General features: G+C 27.5%; 15 protein-coding genes. 11 read left to right on the top strand and 4 right to left on the bottom strand.

Annotation, left to right across the window (positions count from 1 at the left end; all coding sequences use genetic code 11):
- Nucleotide 1: 1 nt before the first annotated feature.
- Complete coding sequence (locus ACNI3D_RS05085) at nucleotides 2-280, top strand: heavy-metal-associated domain-containing protein (RefSeq protein WP_419768472.1); 279 nt, start codon at nucleotides 2-4, stop codon at nucleotides 278-280.
- A gap of 37 nt (nucleotides 281-317) precedes the next feature.
- On the opposite strand, the gene ACNI3D_RS05080 is transcribed toward ACNI3D_RS05085, so the two are convergent.
- Nucleotides 318-752 (bottom strand): DoxX family protein, encoded by a 435-nt coding sequence (locus tag ACNI3D_RS05080; protein ID WP_419768471.1) that lies wholly within the window; start codon nucleotides 750-752, stop codon nucleotides 318-320.
- Between the two features lie 142 nt (nucleotides 753-894).
- On the opposite strand from ACNI3D_RS05080, the gene ACNI3D_RS05075 reads away from it, so the two are divergent.
- Nucleotides 895-1,386 (top strand): MarR family winged helix-turn-helix transcriptional regulator, encoded by a 492-nt coding sequence (locus ACNI3D_RS05075; protein WP_129101465.1) that lies wholly within the window; start codon nucleotides 895-897, stop codon nucleotides 1,384-1,386.
- Nucleotides 1,387-1,426: 40 nt separating this feature from the next.
- Here ACNI3D_RS05075 and ACNI3D_RS05070 read toward each other — a convergent pair whose 3' ends face one another.
- On the bottom strand, nucleotides 1,427-2,089 hold the full coding sequence (locus ACNI3D_RS05070; protein WP_419768470.1) for a response regulator: 663 nt from the start codon (nucleotides 2,087-2,089) through the stop codon (nucleotides 1,427-1,429).
- A gap of 711 nt (nucleotides 2,090-2,800) precedes the next feature.
- Between ACNI3D_RS05070 and ACNI3D_RS05065 the strand changes: the two genes are divergently transcribed.
- The 6 genes from ACNI3D_RS05065 (at nucleotide 2,801) to ACNI3D_RS05040 (ending at nucleotide 9,826) form a co-directional block, all read left to right on the top strand.
- Complete coding sequence (locus ACNI3D_RS05065) at nucleotides 2,801-3,007, top strand: twin-arginine translocation signal domain-containing protein (RefSeq protein ID WP_419768469.1); 207 nt, start codon at nucleotides 2,801-2,803, stop codon at nucleotides 3,005-3,007.
- 13 nt (nucleotides 3,008-3,020) lie between these two features.
- Complete coding sequence (locus ACNI3D_RS05060; RefSeq protein WP_419768468.1) at nucleotides 3,021-5,867, top strand: formate dehydrogenase subunit alpha; 2,847 nt, start codon at nucleotides 3,021-3,023, stop codon at nucleotides 5,865-5,867.
- A 3-nt stretch (nucleotides 5,868-5,870) separates the two neighbouring features.
- Complete coding sequence (gene fdh3B / locus ACNI3D_RS05055) at nucleotides 5,871-6,473, top strand: formate dehydrogenase FDH3 subunit beta (RefSeq protein WP_419768467.1); 603 nt, start codon at nucleotides 5,871-5,873, stop codon at nucleotides 6,471-6,473.
- Between the two features lie 13 nt (nucleotides 6,474-6,486).
- A complete protein-coding gene (locus ACNI3D_RS05050) occupies nucleotides 6,487-7,380 on the top strand; it encodes a formate dehydrogenase subunit gamma (RefSeq protein ID WP_419768466.1) in 894 nt (297 codons plus the stop codon).
- Nucleotides 7,381-7,445: 65 nt separating this feature from the next.
- Entirely contained in the window at nucleotides 7,446-9,125 is a 1,680-nt protein-coding gene (locus ACNI3D_RS05045) for a 4Fe-4S dicluster domain-containing protein (protein ID WP_419768465.1), read from the top strand.
- The gene (locus ACNI3D_RS05040) at nucleotides 9,122-9,826 is read left to right on the top strand and encodes a TorD/DmsD family molecular chaperone (protein ID WP_419768464.1); all 705 of its coding nucleotides are present in this window, start codon (nucleotides 9,122-9,124) and stop codon (nucleotides 9,824-9,826) included. The genes ACNI3D_RS05045 and ACNI3D_RS05040 overlap by 4 nt, the downstream gene beginning before the upstream one ends.
- An 84-nt stretch (nucleotides 9,827-9,910) precedes the next feature.
- On the opposite strand, the gene ACNI3D_RS05035 is transcribed toward ACNI3D_RS05040, so the two are convergent.
- Nucleotides 9,911-11,494, bottom strand: coding sequence for a sensor histidine kinase (locus tag ACNI3D_RS05035; RefSeq protein ID WP_419768463.1), 1,584 nt, complete (start codon nucleotides 11,492-11,494; stop codon nucleotides 9,911-9,913).
- Nucleotides 11,494-12,639: an ABC transporter substrate-binding protein gene (locus ACNI3D_RS05030; RefSeq protein ID WP_129101475.1), complete on the bottom strand. Its 1,146-nt coding sequence runs from the start codon at nucleotides 12,637-12,639 to the stop codon at nucleotides 11,494-11,496. The genes ACNI3D_RS05035 and ACNI3D_RS05030 overlap by 1 nt, the downstream gene beginning before the upstream one ends.
- Before the next feature lie 151 nt (nucleotides 12,640-12,790).
- Between ACNI3D_RS05030 and ACNI3D_RS05025 the strand changes: the two genes are divergently transcribed.
- From ACNI3D_RS05025 to ACNI3D_RS05015, 3 genes are all read left to right on the top strand, one after another.
- Complete coding sequence (locus tag ACNI3D_RS05025) at nucleotides 12,791-14,491, top strand: 4Fe-4S dicluster domain-containing protein (RefSeq protein ID WP_129101476.1); 1,701 nt, start codon at nucleotides 12,791-12,793, stop codon at nucleotides 14,489-14,491.
- A complete protein-coding gene (locus tag ACNI3D_RS05020; protein WP_419768462.1) occupies nucleotides 14,478-15,248 on the top strand; it encodes a TorD/DmsD family molecular chaperone in 771 nt (256 codons plus the stop codon). The genes ACNI3D_RS05025 and ACNI3D_RS05020 overlap by 14 nt, the downstream gene beginning before the upstream one ends.
- Nucleotides 15,249-15,346: 98 nt before the next feature.
- Nucleotides 15,347-15,559 carry a Tat pathway signal protein gene (locus tag ACNI3D_RS05015; RefSeq protein WP_129101478.1) on the top strand — a complete coding sequence of 71 codons (213 nt, stop codon included), beginning with the start codon at nucleotides 15,347-15,349 and terminating at the stop codon, nucleotides 15,557-15,559.

Below are 15,559 nucleotides of genomic sequence, written 5' to 3'. Positions count from 1 at the left end.
TATGAAAACACTTATTTTATTTTTATCTTTATGTTCTTTTATTTTTGCTTCAAATATTAGCATTATAAAAGTTGAAAAAATGCATTGTCCTTTATGTACTATTGCTGTAAAAAAAGCCATTAAAAAAGTTGATGGTGTAGAAAAAGTTAGTGTTAAACTAAATACAAAAAAAGCAACCGTTATTTATGATGATAAAGTTAAGCTAGCTGATATATTAGCAGCTATTAAAACAACTTCATATGAAGGTGTTGTTTTATCTACATCAAAATATACAAAATAAAAAAGCTTCACCTTTAAAGTGAAGCTTTTTTTATATATTATTTATTCTTAGTACAGCCATCAATACTATATTTCCCAGCACCTTGTAAAAAAATTGCTAAAGAACCCATAAGATAAAATATTTGAACTTCCATTGCCCATGCGCCAACTTCTGATAATGTAAAAAAGTCATCTAAATGTCCAAGAAAAACTGCCATAATTAATGTAAAGAAAATAATTATAGAAGCTATTCTTACTCTAAAACCTATTATTAACATTATGGGAGCAACAATCTCACCAATATATGAACCATAAGCAATAATAGTTGGTAGTCCTTTACTAGCCAATAATTCTTCTATAAATGATATACCATAATTTATTTTAGCCATTCCATGAAACAAAAGTAAAAAACCAACTGTAAATCTTAACATTAATTTTGAAATATCTGTATAATCACACTCTGATGAAATACAGCAACTTTCTTTTTTCTCCATTTTATTCCTTTATATAATCAATATATACATATTTTTATTCTCAATAATCATGGAATAATATCAATAAGAGGCTTACAAGTACCTTACTAGTAAATTACTTTTTAGTTAAGTTTTATTTATCAAAATTAAGGTATAATTTTTTATGAATATAAATGACCTTAATGCAGATATTACAGCACACAAGAAAATAGTACTTTCACCCCTTAGTGAAGTATTAAAATTAACTTTCCCTTTTTATTTGGCATACAATAAAATACAAAAAAACATTTCTAAAATTGAAGATAGCAATTATAATTTAAGTGATAGTGAAACTGATGCACTGATTACTATTTTAGCTCTTAGAGATGAAAAACAAACAATTTCTCCAAAAAAATTAAGTGAAAAATTAATTTTTTCTTCAGCAGCAATCACTAAAGTATTAAAAAAACTTGAAGATAGAAAGTTTATAATTAGACTTGACAATGAATATGATAAAAGAAGTAAATTAGTACAAATAACCCCTTTAGGAGAAGAGATTTGTAGAAAAGTATTTGAAGATATTCTGACTTATGAAAATAATTGTTTTTCAATTCTTAGCGATAAAGAAAAAGAGCTTTTTCTAACTCTTTTTATAAAAATATTAAAAAATATTTAATTCTTTTATCACTTAAATATTTTCGTACTTGTAGTTTTTTTTATAAACTCTCCAAAGAAGGAGCATTGAACCTATAAGTTTTATGTTGAACTTTTATTAAAATATTTTTCTCTGAAAGCTCTTTAAAGAGCTTTATTAAAGTTGGTTTTGATATACAAAACTCTTCCATAATATCTGTATATGAAGCTGTAAAATGACTTTCATTATCTAAATTATTTATAATATGTTTTACAATAGCCACTTGCTTACTATCAGTAATTGCAGCAATTGTTCTTATAACACTTCTACTTTTTTGTATCTCTTTTTGTTGAACAATTGGCAATAAAATATCATGTAAAGTATTAAGTAACTCTTTTATATTTATCGGCTTAACTATATAATTCTCAACTTTTAGTTTTATTGCATCAAGTAAATAATTTGTATCTGTATGAGCAGTTGTAAGAATAGTAGGAATATTAATGTTTTTGCTTTTTATATGATTTAAAAAATCAATTCCATTTTCATCTTCTAATAAAATATCAGTAACTATAGCATCAACTTTTTTATTTAATAAAATTTCCATTGCTTCACATGAAGTTTTTGCAAGGAATATATTATTTACAAAATCTTCTAATACATCAGATGTATGTTTTAATAAATTTTCATCGTCTTCTAAATACAAAATATTAAAATCTCTTAAGATTCCTAAATCTCTATTTTTCATCTATGTCCTCATCATTTATTGGTATTTTAATTGTAAAGAGTGAACAATTATAATTTTGATTGGAAACTTTGTACATTCATAGTAATTAAGCCAAAAACTGTCTCCACCAATGACAGACTCTCCACAAGATTTAATTATTCCAGCTTTTGGCACTGATTCCCAAGTTTTATAGTAAAACCCGTGTATTCTTTTTCTTAAAAAATTAAATATTGTATATTTAAAATTGGAATTAGTACTAAAAGTTTTTAACCATTGTATATTTTACTAGATAAATAATTAAATACTGATATTAAATTTAAAGCTGTTTTGTTACTTAAATTAAAGATTTAATTAATTTGGTAAATTAAATTTTAACTTTTAAGTGTAAGTTAAGAATTTTAGCAATAAAATTCGGTAAATAAAGTTTTACCAAAGAGATTTTAAAATTACTTTTTAAATGTGTGTAAAATTTATTTTATCTATGTGTCTATTTTATAGTATTTAAAGAGCGATTAAATCTTATCTTTTAATACTAATATGCTATTTTTGCATATTAGATATGGCAAAGAAAGATAAGCTTTTTTAAATTATTTTTTTTCAAATAGTAATATGCAAAAATAGCATATTATTTATATTAGGGAAAAGATAAACTTTTTAAATTATTTTTTTAAATACTAATATGCAAAAATAGCATATTATAGATGTTAAAGAAAAAAATATCTGGAGGAAACCATGAAAGATAATAGACGGAGTTTTATTAAAAAAACTCTGAGTGCAAGCGCACTTGTAGCTGCTGCTGGTGCAACTGTTGCAATGGCTAGTACTAAGAATAATACAAGTGATGGTTCAAATGGTGTTGTTGTAGGAAAATCTAATAAAAAAGAGATTTTATACAAAGAGACAGAGGAATGGAAAGCTTTTTATAAAGCTAGTTATTAAGGAGTAAAAGATAATGGGCAAAAATGAACTTAACGACATATCTTTGAAAATGGGAAGAAGAAACTTTCTAAAACTTGCTTCAATTGGTGCAGGAGTAGGAGCAACATCAATGTTCGCATCTACAGATACAGTAAGAAAAGCAACAGAAGATGAAGTAAAAAATCCTTTCCCAGGATCAAAAAAAGTCAAAACTATTTGTAGTATATGTTCGGCAGGATGTGGAATCGTAGCTGAAGTACAAAACGGAGTTTGGGTAAGACAAGATGTAGCACAAGACCATCCTATAAGTGAAGGAAGTCATTGTTGTAAAGGTATAGATCAAATAGATTTAGTAAAAAGTAAACAAAGAGTAAAACATCCACTTAAAAAAGTGGCAGGGAAATGGCAAAGAATTTCTTGGAAACAAGCAATTGATGAAATTTCTGAGAAAATGTTAACTTTTAGAAAAGAAAATGGTCCAGATGCAGCAATGTTCTTAGGATCAGCAAAATTTAATTTACAACAAGCTTTTTATTTTAGAAAGTTTGCTGCAATGTGGGGTACGAATAATATCGATCACGTAGCTAGAATTTGACATAGTGCAACTGTCGCCGGTGTGGCGAATACATGGGGTTATGGCGCTATGACAAATCATTTTGGTGATGTTGTCGGACACTCTAAAGCAATTTTAATGATTGGAGCAAATTCAGCTGTTGCAAATCCAATTGGATTTAAACATTTTCTTCAAGCAAAAGATAGAAATAATGCAAAACTAATAGTTGTTGATCCAGTATATACAAAATCTGCAGCAAAAGCAGATCATTATTTAAGAATAAGAACAGGTACAGATGTAGCATTTATTTATGGACTATTACATATCATTTTTAAAAATGGTTGGGAAGATAAAAAATTTATTGATAGTCGTGTATATGGTATGGAAGAAGTACGAAAAGAAGCTAAAAAATGGACACCAGAAGAAACAGCAGATGTTACTGGAATTCCATCTGAAAAAATTATACACTTAGCAACACTTTTAGCAAAAACAAAACCAACTACAGTTGTTTGGGCATTAGGTATTACACAACATAGTACTGGGACATCAAATACAAGAATTCTACCAATACTTCAACTAGTATTAGGAAACATGGGTAAAGAAGGTGGAGGATGTAATATTATTAGAGGACATGATAATGTTCAAGGTTCTACTGATATGTGTTGTCTAGCCGATAGTTTACCAGGATATTATGGATTAGGTGAAGCATCTTGGAAATATTATGCGAAAGCATGGGGTGTTGATTATAACTGGTTACAAGGAAGATTTCACTCACCAAAATGGATGAATGAAAAAGGATTCTCACTTGCTAAATGGTGGCAAGGTGTATTACAAGAAGAAAAAACATATTCTTCAAGTCCTATTAGAGCTTTATGGGTTCAAGGTACTGGTATTACTTCAATGGCACAAACTGCAAAAGTAAAAGAAGCACTTGATAAATTAGACTTATTAGTAATTGCAGAGCCATTTGTAAATGAAGCAGCCGTAATAACAAATAAAACCGATAATATTTATATATTACCTGTAGGAACACAGTTTGAAACAGAAGGAAGTGTAACTGCAACAAATAGATCTTCACAATGGAGAAGTAAAATTGTTGATCCTCTATATGAAAGTAAAACTGACCATGAAGTAATGTTTGAATTTGCTAAAAAATTTGGTTTTTATGATGAATATGTAAAAGCAATGAAAATGAATGTTGTTGATGGTGAATATAAAGTAGTAAAAAAAGACTTTAATTGGCCAGATGATGCATCAGATGAATTAGCAAGAACAGTAAAAACAATTGGACTTGGTGGATGGACAGCAAAAAGATTGAAAGAACATCAAGAGAATTGGCACTTATTTGATCCAATAACTTTAAAAGGTTCGGGGAAAATGAAAGGTCAATATTATGGATTACCATGGCCAAGTTGGGACACAAAACACCCAGGAAGTCCAATATTATACGATGTAGATACACCAATGTTAAAAGGTGGAATGGGATTTAGAAATAGATTTGGGTTAGAACATGATGGAGTTTCACAATTACCAGATGAAAGAGTAAGTGTAAAAGGTTCTAAAATCAAAGGTGGATATCCAGAAATTACAAAAGCTAATATAGAAAAAGTTTTAGGAATTACATTAACCCAAGAAGAAAAAAGAAAAATGGGTGCAAACTGGAAAGTTGACCTAAGTGGAATTATTCAAGAAAAATGTAATGAGGCTGGAGTATGTGTATATGGAAATGCAAAAGCAAGAGCAATTGTATGGACATTCCCAGATCCAATACCAAAACATAGAGAACCAATTCACTCTCCAAGAATGGATTTAGTTAGAAAGTATCCAACATATGAGGATCAAACAAATAACTTTAGAGTTGATGTGAGATTTAAATCAGAGCAAATGGCTCAAGATTGGTCAAAAGAGTTTCCAACTATGTTAGTAACTATGAGGGTAGTAAACCTAAGTGGAGCAGGTATGATAGAAAGAACAAGTAAATATCTTTCTCATATTACACCTGAAATGTTTGCAAACATAAATCCAGAGTTAGCAGCAGAACATGGATTAAGAGATGGTGATATGATGTGGTTACATTCACCTCAAGGAACAAAAATTAAAGTAAAAGCTCAATACAGTAATAGAGTTACGCCAGATAGAATCGCATTACCATATAACTTTGCAGGTGTAATGCAAGGTTTTGATATGAGTGCAAATTATCCAGAAGGAACGAAACCTTATGCAATAGGTGAAAGTTCAAACACAATTACAAACTATGGATTTGACATCATTACTCAAATACCAGAATTCAATGCTGGATTATGTAAAATTGTGAAAGCAAAGGACTAGGAGATGAGAGAAATGGCAAGAATGAAATTCTATTGTGATGAAGATAGATGTATTGAGTGTTTTGCTTGTACAGTTGGTTGCTCCGAAGCACATGAACTACCAACAGGTATAAGTAGAAGAAAAGTAATAACATTAAACGAAGGTATTGAAAATTTAGAATATTCATTATCAATAGCTTGTATGCATTGTACAGATGCACCATGTGAACAAGTATGTCCTGTGGATTGTTTTTACATAAGAGAAGATGGAATAGTACTACACGATAAAAATAAATGTATCGGATGTGGATATTGTTTATATGCATGCCCATTTGGAGCACCACAATTCCCACGAGATGGAGCATTTGGAGCAAAAGGAGCAATGGATAAATGTACAATGTGTGCAGGAGGACCATTAGAAACAAACAGTGAACACGAAAGAGAACTTTACGGACAAAATAGAATAGCAGAAGGTAAAGTACCAATGTGTGCAGCAGTATGTTCTACAAATGCATTATTAGTAGGAGACTCAGAAAAAGTTTCTGAAATATTTAGACAAAGAGTTCTATCAAGAGGACATAACCATGCTGCGACAACAAGAGCATGGAGTTCAGCATATAAATCATAAAGAAAGAGTTAATATGAAACTAAAAAATATATTAATAATCTTTTTAGCACTAAGTTCACTGGCATTTGCCAGTGAAAGTGCAATATTTGGGAAAGATTTAATTCCAAATATTTTAGCATATGATAAAGAAGGATCTTTACATTTAGGTAAATGGTTTACTTTATTACAAAGCACATATTTTAAACCTATATTCTTAGGCGTATTATTAGGAGTACCAACAGTCTTTTTTATACACTATAAAATTATAGGACCAATGATTTTTTCTCATGATAGAAAAAAAATTTATGTTTTTTCTATCTTTAATAGAATAATACACACAATAGCAGCAATAGCATTTATCTTAATTGTCCCAACAGGATTTGCAATCGTATTTGGAACAACATTAGGTGGTGGAGAATTTATAAGATTTTGTAAAGATGTCCATTCAATAGCAACAATACTATTTGTGATTTCAGTAATTCCTATGCTAATGATGTGGTTTAAAGATATGCTTCCAACAAGTGATGATATAAAATGGATGATGATACTTGGTGGATATTTAAACAAAAGAAAAGACCCTATTCCAGCAGGAAGATTTAATGCTGGACAAAAGATGTGGTTTTACATTTGTACATTTGGTGGAATCGTAATGATAATCACAGGTGCAATAATGTTTTTCCAAGATTTTAAAATAGAATTTATAGCCTCACTTGGATTAACACAAATTGATTTATTAAGAGCAAGTGCAATTATTCATAATATATTAGGATTTGCAGTTGCAGCATTATTTATGACACATATTTATATGTCAGTATTTGCAATTAAAGGTGCAATTCATAGCATAATAAGTGGTTATAAAGAAGAAGAAGAAGTAGAAATTCTTCATAGTACTTTTTACAAAGAACTTAAAAAAGATAAAAAACTTTAAAAACTTTAAAATTCCTCTCTTTTTTGAGAGGTTTTTTTCTTATATTTATAAAAGAAAGGCTAAATATGCAAGAGTTTGTATATCATAACCCTGATGGGTTGGATTTCCCTTTATCTGAAAGTATATTTGTTACAAATGATATAGAGAAAACAAAGGATATTAAATTCTTAATTTCAAATAGTGCTGAAGTAGATAGCGAAGTAAGTGCTGACGAAATTGATTTTTATATTAAAAATACAAAAGATTCGATTTCAAAAAAAATACAAAATGTTCATAAACTTTATGAAATTGCTGCAGTTAAATTTGATAATGCTCAAGATGTCATTTATACACAAAAAATAGGAAATAAATTATTATTAATTGCAAATGATGATGATTCAAAAGAATTTATTTCAAAAACAGACTCAGATGAATTTGATATGTTTAGAATAAGTGAAGATATAATTAAATCAATTTCTGGTCATATTGGTAATTTAACAGTTATTGTGGATGATGAGGGAAAAGATGTCACTTTAAAAGTTGATCAAATTGTATGGTTTGATATTAAAGAATTAGGATTAAGACAAAGTGGAGGATTTGATCCAAAAGGATCTTCTATTGATGAAGTGCTAAGTGTTTTAAGAAAAAATGTTGAAGAGTATGAGTATAAAAAATTCATTACATACGATGCTAATATATGTCAATATCATGAAAGAAGAGAAGAAGTTTGTGGAAGATGTGAAGAAGTATGTCCCACTACTGCAATTATAAAAATTGATGAAAAAAAACATTTGGAATTCTCACAAATTGATTGCCAGGGATGTGGTGGATGTATTTCAATTTGTCCTTCTGGAGCGCTTGATTATGCCCCAATTAATAGAAATTCTATATATGAAATGGCAAAAAAGTTTAGAGGTAATATTCCTTTAATTCTTCCCCAAAAGATAAATCTTTCACAATTAAATATAACACTAAAAGAAAATGTACTTCCTTTTAAAATAGATGGAGAAAAGTTTTTACATGAAACTTCATTCTTAACAATTCTACAAGAAAGTGGTTCTCAAGTTATATTTTATACTGACTTCTTATCTAAAGGAAGTACAGATGCTATTAGAATTTTAAATGATATTTATACTAAAAAATATGGCAAAAAAGCTATATATGTAGCAATAAATGAAGATGAGTTATCACAAGCCTTAGAAGAAGTTGATTTAATTGATGGTTCTACATTTTCATATAATCAAGAAGATGAAAGGAAAAGAGAAGCTTTTGCTGTTAGATTATCATCTCTTGTGGGAAATGATGATTTAGGTATTGTTAAAACTGGTGAAAATGTTCATTATGCAAAAGTAAATATAAATCAAGATAACTGTACCTTATGTTTATCATGTGTTGGAGCCTGTAATGTCGATGCCCTTAAGGCATATCCAGAAGATAATACACTAAGATTAAATCCATTAATTTGTACGGGATGTGGATATTGTGAACTTTCATGTCCAGAAAAAGATTGTTTAACAATTGAGCAAGATATAATTGAATTAAATAGCCAGTCGTTTTTAGAAAGAGTAGTAGCTCAAGATGAACTTTTTGCATGTACTGAATGTGGTAAAGAGTTTGCAACTAAAAAGGCAGTAGAAAAAATCGCAACTATAATGTCTCCAATTTTTGCAAATAATCCTATAAAACAAAAAACTTTATATTGCTGTGAAGATTGTAAACCAAAAGTTATGTTTGCAAATGATGAAATAAGGAATCAAAGAGTATGAAAACTGAAGAATTAAATAAAGCAAGAGCAATCTATTATGGATTGTTCTGTTCATTATTTTCATTTATAGATGATAATAAAGAGTATAAAAATATAGAAAAAATAATTGAACTATTATCAAGTAGTCCAATTGATGAACATAGTAAAGAAGCATTAAATAAAATGAATGAATTTTTAAAAGATAAAGGTTTTCATGGATTAAAAGAAGAAAACAATCAAGTTTTCTTTAGTCCAAGTACAAGTTATATCCCTGTAACAGCTTCTTATTATAATGAAGATAGAGATGATGGCAAAAAAAGAGTTGAAATGACTAATATAGTATTAAAATCAACTTTCAGAAAAAATACAATAAGTTTTAAAGATGCAGAAGATCATATCTGTTTTATATTGAACTTTATTCAAAAACTAATCGAAGAAGATTTCAAAAACATTGAAAACCCCTTAGTTTTAGAGTGTTTTTCAAATATTTTAAATGGATTTATTGATTTATTTATTGATGATGTTTATAAACATGAAGAGAGTGATTTTTATAAAAACAGTGCAATATTATTAAAAGTTTTTATTGAATTAGAAAGAGCATTATTAAATGTAGAAAAACCTAAAGAACATAAAAAAAGAACTCAACATGAGTTATTTCATAAAAAAAGAAAAGAGTTCGTAAAAAGAGCAAAAAGAAATTTTGACGAAGTTACAAGTCTTTAATAGATTTCTTTTAAAGTTTAAATATGCAAAAAAGCATATTTAAACAAATTTTTTATTTACAAACCCTTTTAAAATACTTAAGTTTTATTCTGCGTTTTTGTCTTCATCATTTATTGGTATTTTTATTGTAAAAAGTGAGCAATTATAGTTTTTATTGTCCTTAATTTTATGTACAATATTTTTATAACTAATTGAACCATTTATATGTTTTTCAATAATTTGTCTTGACATATAAAGCCCTATTCCCGTACCTGCACTTTTGTATTTAGTTGTATAATAAGGTTCAAAAATTTTTGGAACGATTTCTGGAGGAATTCCACCTCCATTATCTAACATATTAATCATTGCTCTATTTTTATATTTACTAACCATAATTTTAATAATTCTATCATTTTTATCAACATTAGAACATAAAGCATCTTTTGAATTTGAAATAATATTTAAAAATACATGGGAAATCTCATTATAAAAACTATTTAAAGTAATTTTATCTTTTATTATAAGTTCAATCTTGATATTCTCCTTTGAAAGAAGATATTTTGATAACTCAATTGAGTGCTCAATACACTTTTCTATATCAAATTTTATTTTAGATTTATCAGGTGAAAAGAAGTTTTTAAAATCATCTAAAGTATTTGACATATTATTAGCAAGTAATAAAGCATCATTTACTTTATCATCAATAAACTCATCAGTCAATTTACCTAATTGCATTTTTGTTTGAAAACTCTGCACTATCATTGTAATTGACCCTAAAGGTTGTCTCCACTGATGAGCTATATTATTAAGCATCTCACCTAAGCTTGCAAATCTAGCTTGTTGAAACATAATAATATCTTTCTTTCTATTTTGTTGAACTTCTTTTGAAATCTTTTTCTCTAAAAGTTCATTTAAAGTTATTAACTCTTTAGTTTTTTCATCAACATTTTTTTCTAGCGAATCATTTAATTGTTTAAAATCATTAGTAACAAAAATTGATAAAAGTATGGAAAATACAAAAACTAAAAATATTGAAATAATAGAAAAAATAATAATAGTATTAAATACTTTTTGAGTATCATTTTTTTCATTTATTGCAATTGATAAATCATAGTTTATCAAACTTGTTATATATATCGATATGGAATTAATATCTAAATTTAAATCATCTAATTGCTCAGAATTAGGTTTAGTATGGATACTATTTAAAGCACTTTCAATACTTGACATTTTTGTATTTATATTTTTAATAATATTATTTTTTAAAAGTTCACTATCTATATCTTTACTTCTTGATATTATAAACTTTTTTATAAAAGAAGTAATCATCTCATCTGTATTTAAAGCACTTTGTATTCTATATAATTCCCAATTCTTTCTAATTATTTGTTTTCCCAAAATTAATACTTCATCGGCTTGTTTAAAATTAAGATTTCCGCTATCCAATTCTCTTAGGGTATCCTGTATATTAATTACGTAAGTATCTTTTATATTTTCTAGTTTTATTAAAGAGATTGTTCTTTTATTAAAAAATTTATCAAAGTCTTCCTTTATAATAAAAATAGAGATTTGAGATAACAAGACTATACAAATCATTCCACTTGCAATAATAAAAATTAAAAAATAAGTTTTATATGAAAAGCTTAACTTATCAAAATAATTTGTTATTTTTGAAAATATATTTTTCATTATTTTATCTCAACAAACTTATTTTTTTTGAATTGAAAAAAATAAGTTTTATTTAAAAGTTGGGAACCTTTAAACTTTAAAGGAATACCTTTTAAAAGATTACTTGGAGTACTTTGTAAAGAAGAAATTAACTTTTCTCTTGTTCTCTCACCCTTTATTCTAGATATAGCATTAACTAAAACTTTAGATGCTAAAAATGATTCAAGAGAAATAAATCCCAACTCAGCTTCTGGATGATATTTTTTCATTAAAGTTTGATACTCTTTTATTATTGGAATAGAAGTATCTGTATAGCTAGGAACAACTTGAGAAAATATTAAATCTTTAGTATCTAAATTATAATTTTTCAACTCTTTTACCATTGCATTAGCATCACCAAATGAGATATTACAAAAAATTGTATTTTTAAAGTTTTTATTAGCTTTAGCTTTTTTTACAAATAAAGCATTGGCTTGATAAGAACCAATCATAATAATTGCATCTGGTTTAGCATCTTTTATCTCATTAAAAGCATGTGTAATTGATAAAGTATTTCTTTTATAAGAACCTTCTGCTGCTAAAGATAAATTTCTACTTCTCAAACTTTTTAAAAGTGAAATATAACCCTCTTCTCCATAATCATCATTTTGGTAAAAAACAGCAATCTTTCTTAAATCTCTTTTATCATGTAAATAATAAAGCAAACCTTCAATCTCTTCTTTATAAGAACTTCTAAAATTAATGAAATTTTCGTTTTGATTATTTCTTAAAAATGATGCTCCGGAAAAAGGAGCAATAAAAGGTATATTTTCATCGTAAATAATTGGCAAGATTTTTTTAATAGTAGGAGTACCAACAAAACCAAATAAGGCAAAGACTTTATCTTCATAAATTAATTTATTAGTATTATCCTTAGTAAGTTCTGGTTCATACTTATCATCATAGGTTATAAACTTTATTTTATTATTACCTAATAGTTTTTTTTCATTGACATATTTAAAATAAACATCTGCACCTACAATAACAGACTCACCCCAAGATTTAATTATTCCTGTTTTAGGCAATGAAGAACCTACTACTATGGTATTTTTTGTAAAGACTTCATCTTTAAAATAATAAAAACAAATAAGAAGTATAAATAGTATTATAGGAATTCTTTTAATCATGCAAAAGTTTACTAAAATAATTAAAAAAATTAGCTTTACCATAAAGTAACACCCAATATTAAAAAGTTAAATTATATTTTACCTTTTAAGTTAAATTTAATTGTAAATAACTAAAATTAGGTAAAATATATTTTACCAAAGGGCATAGTTTATGCAAGAATTTATTTATTACAATCCTAATGGACTTGAGTTTCCAGTTAGTGATGAAATACTAGTAACAACTGATCTTAATGAAGTTCAAGATAAATCATTTTTAATATCAAATACAAACCTTATAAATAGTGAATTAACAGCAAAAGAAGTTGATTTTTACATTAAAAATTCAAAAGATAACTTATCAGAAAAAATCCAAAATGTATCAAAACTTTATGAAATAGCAGCAACAAAATATGATTTTGCACAAGATATTTCTTATGACCAAGAAATATCAAAAGATATTCTTTTAATAGCTAATAACAAAGAAGACCATGATAATTTTGTTGCAAAAACTTTAAATGAAGATTTCAATCTTTTTTATATAAAAGAAGATATATTAAAATCAATATCAGGACATATTGGAAACTTAAGTGTTGTAGTTGATGATGAAGGGAAAGATGTAACTTTAAATGTCTCTCAAATAGTTTGGTTTGATGCTAAAGAAGAAGGATTAAAACAAAGTGGAACTTTTGACCCAAATAAATTTTCATTAGAAAATATAATAAATACTCTAAAAGATAATATTACTTCATACTCATATAAAAAGTTTACTACTTATGATAAAAACATCTGTCAATATGATGGAAGAAGAGAAGAAATTTGTAGCAAATGTGAAGAAGTTTGTCCAACCGTTGCCATTGTTAAAGATGACAAAACAAAAACCTTAGAATTTTCACAGATTGATTGTCATGGTTGTGGTGGTTGTATATCTGTTTGTCCAAGTGGAGCACTAGATTATGCTCCATCAAATAAAGAATCAATTTATGAATTAAGTAAATTCTTTAAAAATAAATATCCTTTAATTCTTCCTTCAAAAATGGAACTTGATAATTTAGATGTTCCATTAAAAGAAGATGTTTTACCTTTTGCAATAGAAGGTGAAAAATTCTTACATGAAGAAACACTTTTAACACTTCTTCAAATGTCAGGTTCTCAAGTTGTCTTTTATACTGATTTTATCTCAAAAGGAACTGGTGATTCAATTAGAATATTAAATGATATTTATCAAAAAAAATATGCAAAAGATGCAATTATTGTTGCAGCAAATGAGGAAGAACTAATTATTGCATTAGAAGAAGTATCTTTTATAGAAGGTTCTTATTTTAATTTCAATCAAGATGAACTTAAAAAAAGAGAAATCTTTTCACATAGATTACAAAAAATAGTTGGTGAAGATAACTTAGGTGTTGTTAAAACAGGCGAACATGTACATTATGGACTTGTAAAAGTAAATGAAGCAAACTGTACATTATGTTTAGTTTGTGTTGGTGCATGTAATGTAGATGCACTACAAGCAGATGCCACTGATAATACTTTAAGATTAAATCCAAGTTTATGTACATCATGTGGTTACTGTGAAGTTTCATGCCCAGAAGCTGATTGTTTAACAATTGAAAGAGATGTAATTCATTTAGAGCCTACTTGGTTTAAAGAAAACATCTTAGCAAAAGATACTCTTTTTGCCTGTGTTGAGTGCGGAAAAGAGTTTGCCACAACAAAATCAATTGAGAAAATAGCAGGAATAATGGGTCCAATTTTCTCAAGTGATCCAGTAAAGGAGAGAAGTTTATACTGCTGTGCTGATTGTAAACCAAAAATAATGATGCAAAGTTATTTTGATAAAAAAAATGAAGGACAAAATGATGCAAGACAATAAAACTGTAAATAAAGCAAGAGCTCTTTATTACAATCTATTCGAAAACTTCTTTTTTGTAAGCACAAAAAGTGAAAACTATTTTGAATTGGTTAGATTAATAAATATTTTAAAAGAGAATCCATTAGATGCAGAGTCTGGTCAAGCATTGAATAATATCTCCCAAATGTTAGACCCTACTTCTAATGTAGCTTTAGTTCAAGAATATGATGATTTATTTCATAATCCTTTGACAAAAAAAGTAAGAATAACTGCATCATACTATGATGAAGGTGTTGAATCTGGTAAAAAAAGAGTTGAAATGATTCAATTCGTTGCAAAAACAAAATTAAGACGAGATGAAAAAAACTATTTTGAATATGAAGATTCAGTAGCTTTTATTTTTTCATTGATGGCTTCATTATGTGATGCAATTGCAAATGGTGAAAAAGAGTATGAAAATACTGTTCATTGTATCTTTGCAGAAATTATAAATGAATTTATAGAAGAGTTTGCAAAAGATGTTTTTGAACATAATAGTTCGAAAATATTCAAAGAAGTAATAATAGTTTTACACTCATTTATTGCCTTTGAAAGACTATATTTAGATGTTTCAAAAGCACCTAAAAAAGAAAGAATTATTAAAAAAGTTGAAGTTGAAGAAATCTCTGAAGCAGAATTAGAAAGAAGAGCAAAAAACAAAGCTCTTAAAGCTTTAGGGCCAAAAAAAGAAGAGAGTTGTCCTATAGATAATGTCTCTGCTTCTGAAACAGAAGTCTAAAAAAGCTTTTTCCTTTTTTAGAGATTTTATAAAGAGAGTTTAACTCTTTTTATAAAGTCTCTTAATAAAGGGGCTTAATTTCTATAAGGAGGTCAGTCGTGCAAAAAAGCAGAAGAGAATTTGCAAAAAAAACTGCAATGATTACTGCGGGTGCTGTAGCTGTTACAGGTACTACTGTATTGGCTGCTACTGGCAAATCATCAGGTCAAGATGATAGTAATAATGGTGTTGTTGTGGGAGAATCTAGAAATAAAGAGATTCTTTACAAAAAAACTGCGGCTTGGGAAGAATATTACAAGAACGCAAGATAG

It is taken from the genome of Arcobacter siniprincipis (SeqCode) (genome assembly GCF_048571125.1).
In the GTDB taxonomy this organism is placed as follows: Bacteria; Campylobacterota; Campylobacteria; order Campylobacterales; family Arcobacteraceae; genus Arcobacter; species Arcobacter siniprincipis.
Note: the sequence above shows the minus strand (reverse complement) of the source record. Positions and strands in the feature narration are given on the sequence as shown.

Coding starts and splice junctions, on each gene's coding strand:
- ACNI3D_RS05085 (WP_419768472.1), top strand. CDS start 2: ATGAAAACACTTATTTTATTTTTATCTTTATGTTCTTTTATTTTTGCT.
- ACNI3D_RS05080 (WP_419768471.1), bottom strand. CDS start 752: ATGGAGAAAAAAGAAAGTTGCTGTATTTCATCAGAGTGTGATTATACA.
- ACNI3D_RS05075 (WP_129101465.1), top strand. CDS start 895: ATGAATATAAATGACCTTAATGCAGATATTACAGCACACAAGAAAATA.
- ACNI3D_RS05070 (WP_419768470.1), bottom strand. CDS start 2,089: ATGAAAAATAGAGATTTAGGAATCTTAAGAGATTTTAATATTTTGTAT.
- ACNI3D_RS05065 (WP_419768469.1), top strand. CDS start 2,801: ATGAAAGATAATAGACGGAGTTTTATTAAAAAAACTCTGAGTGCAAGC.
- fdh3B (WP_419768467.1), top strand. CDS start 5,871: ATGAGAGAAATGGCAAGAATGAAATTCTATTGTGATGAAGATAGATGT.
- ACNI3D_RS05050 (WP_419768466.1), top strand. CDS start 6,487: ATGAAACTAAAAAATATATTAATAATCTTTTTAGCACTAAGTTCACTG.
- ACNI3D_RS05045 (WP_419768465.1), top strand. CDS start 7,446: ATGCAAGAGTTTGTATATCATAACCCTGATGGGTTGGATTTCCCTTTA.
- ACNI3D_RS05040 (WP_419768464.1), top strand. CDS start 9,122: ATGAAAACTGAAGAATTAAATAAAGCAAGAGCAATCTATTATGGATTG.
- ACNI3D_RS05035 (WP_419768463.1), bottom strand. CDS start 11,494: ATGAAAAATATATTTTCAAAAATAACAAATTATTTTGATAAGTTAAGC.
- ACNI3D_RS05030 (WP_129101475.1), bottom strand. CDS start 12,639: ATGATTAAAAGAATTCCTATAATACTATTTATACTTCTTATTTGTTTT.
- ACNI3D_RS05025 (WP_129101476.1), top strand. CDS start 12,791: ATGCAAGAATTTATTTATTACAATCCTAATGGACTTGAGTTTCCAGTT.
- ACNI3D_RS05020 (WP_419768462.1), top strand. CDS start 14,478: ATGCAAGACAATAAAACTGTAAATAAAGCAAGAGCTCTTTATTACAAT.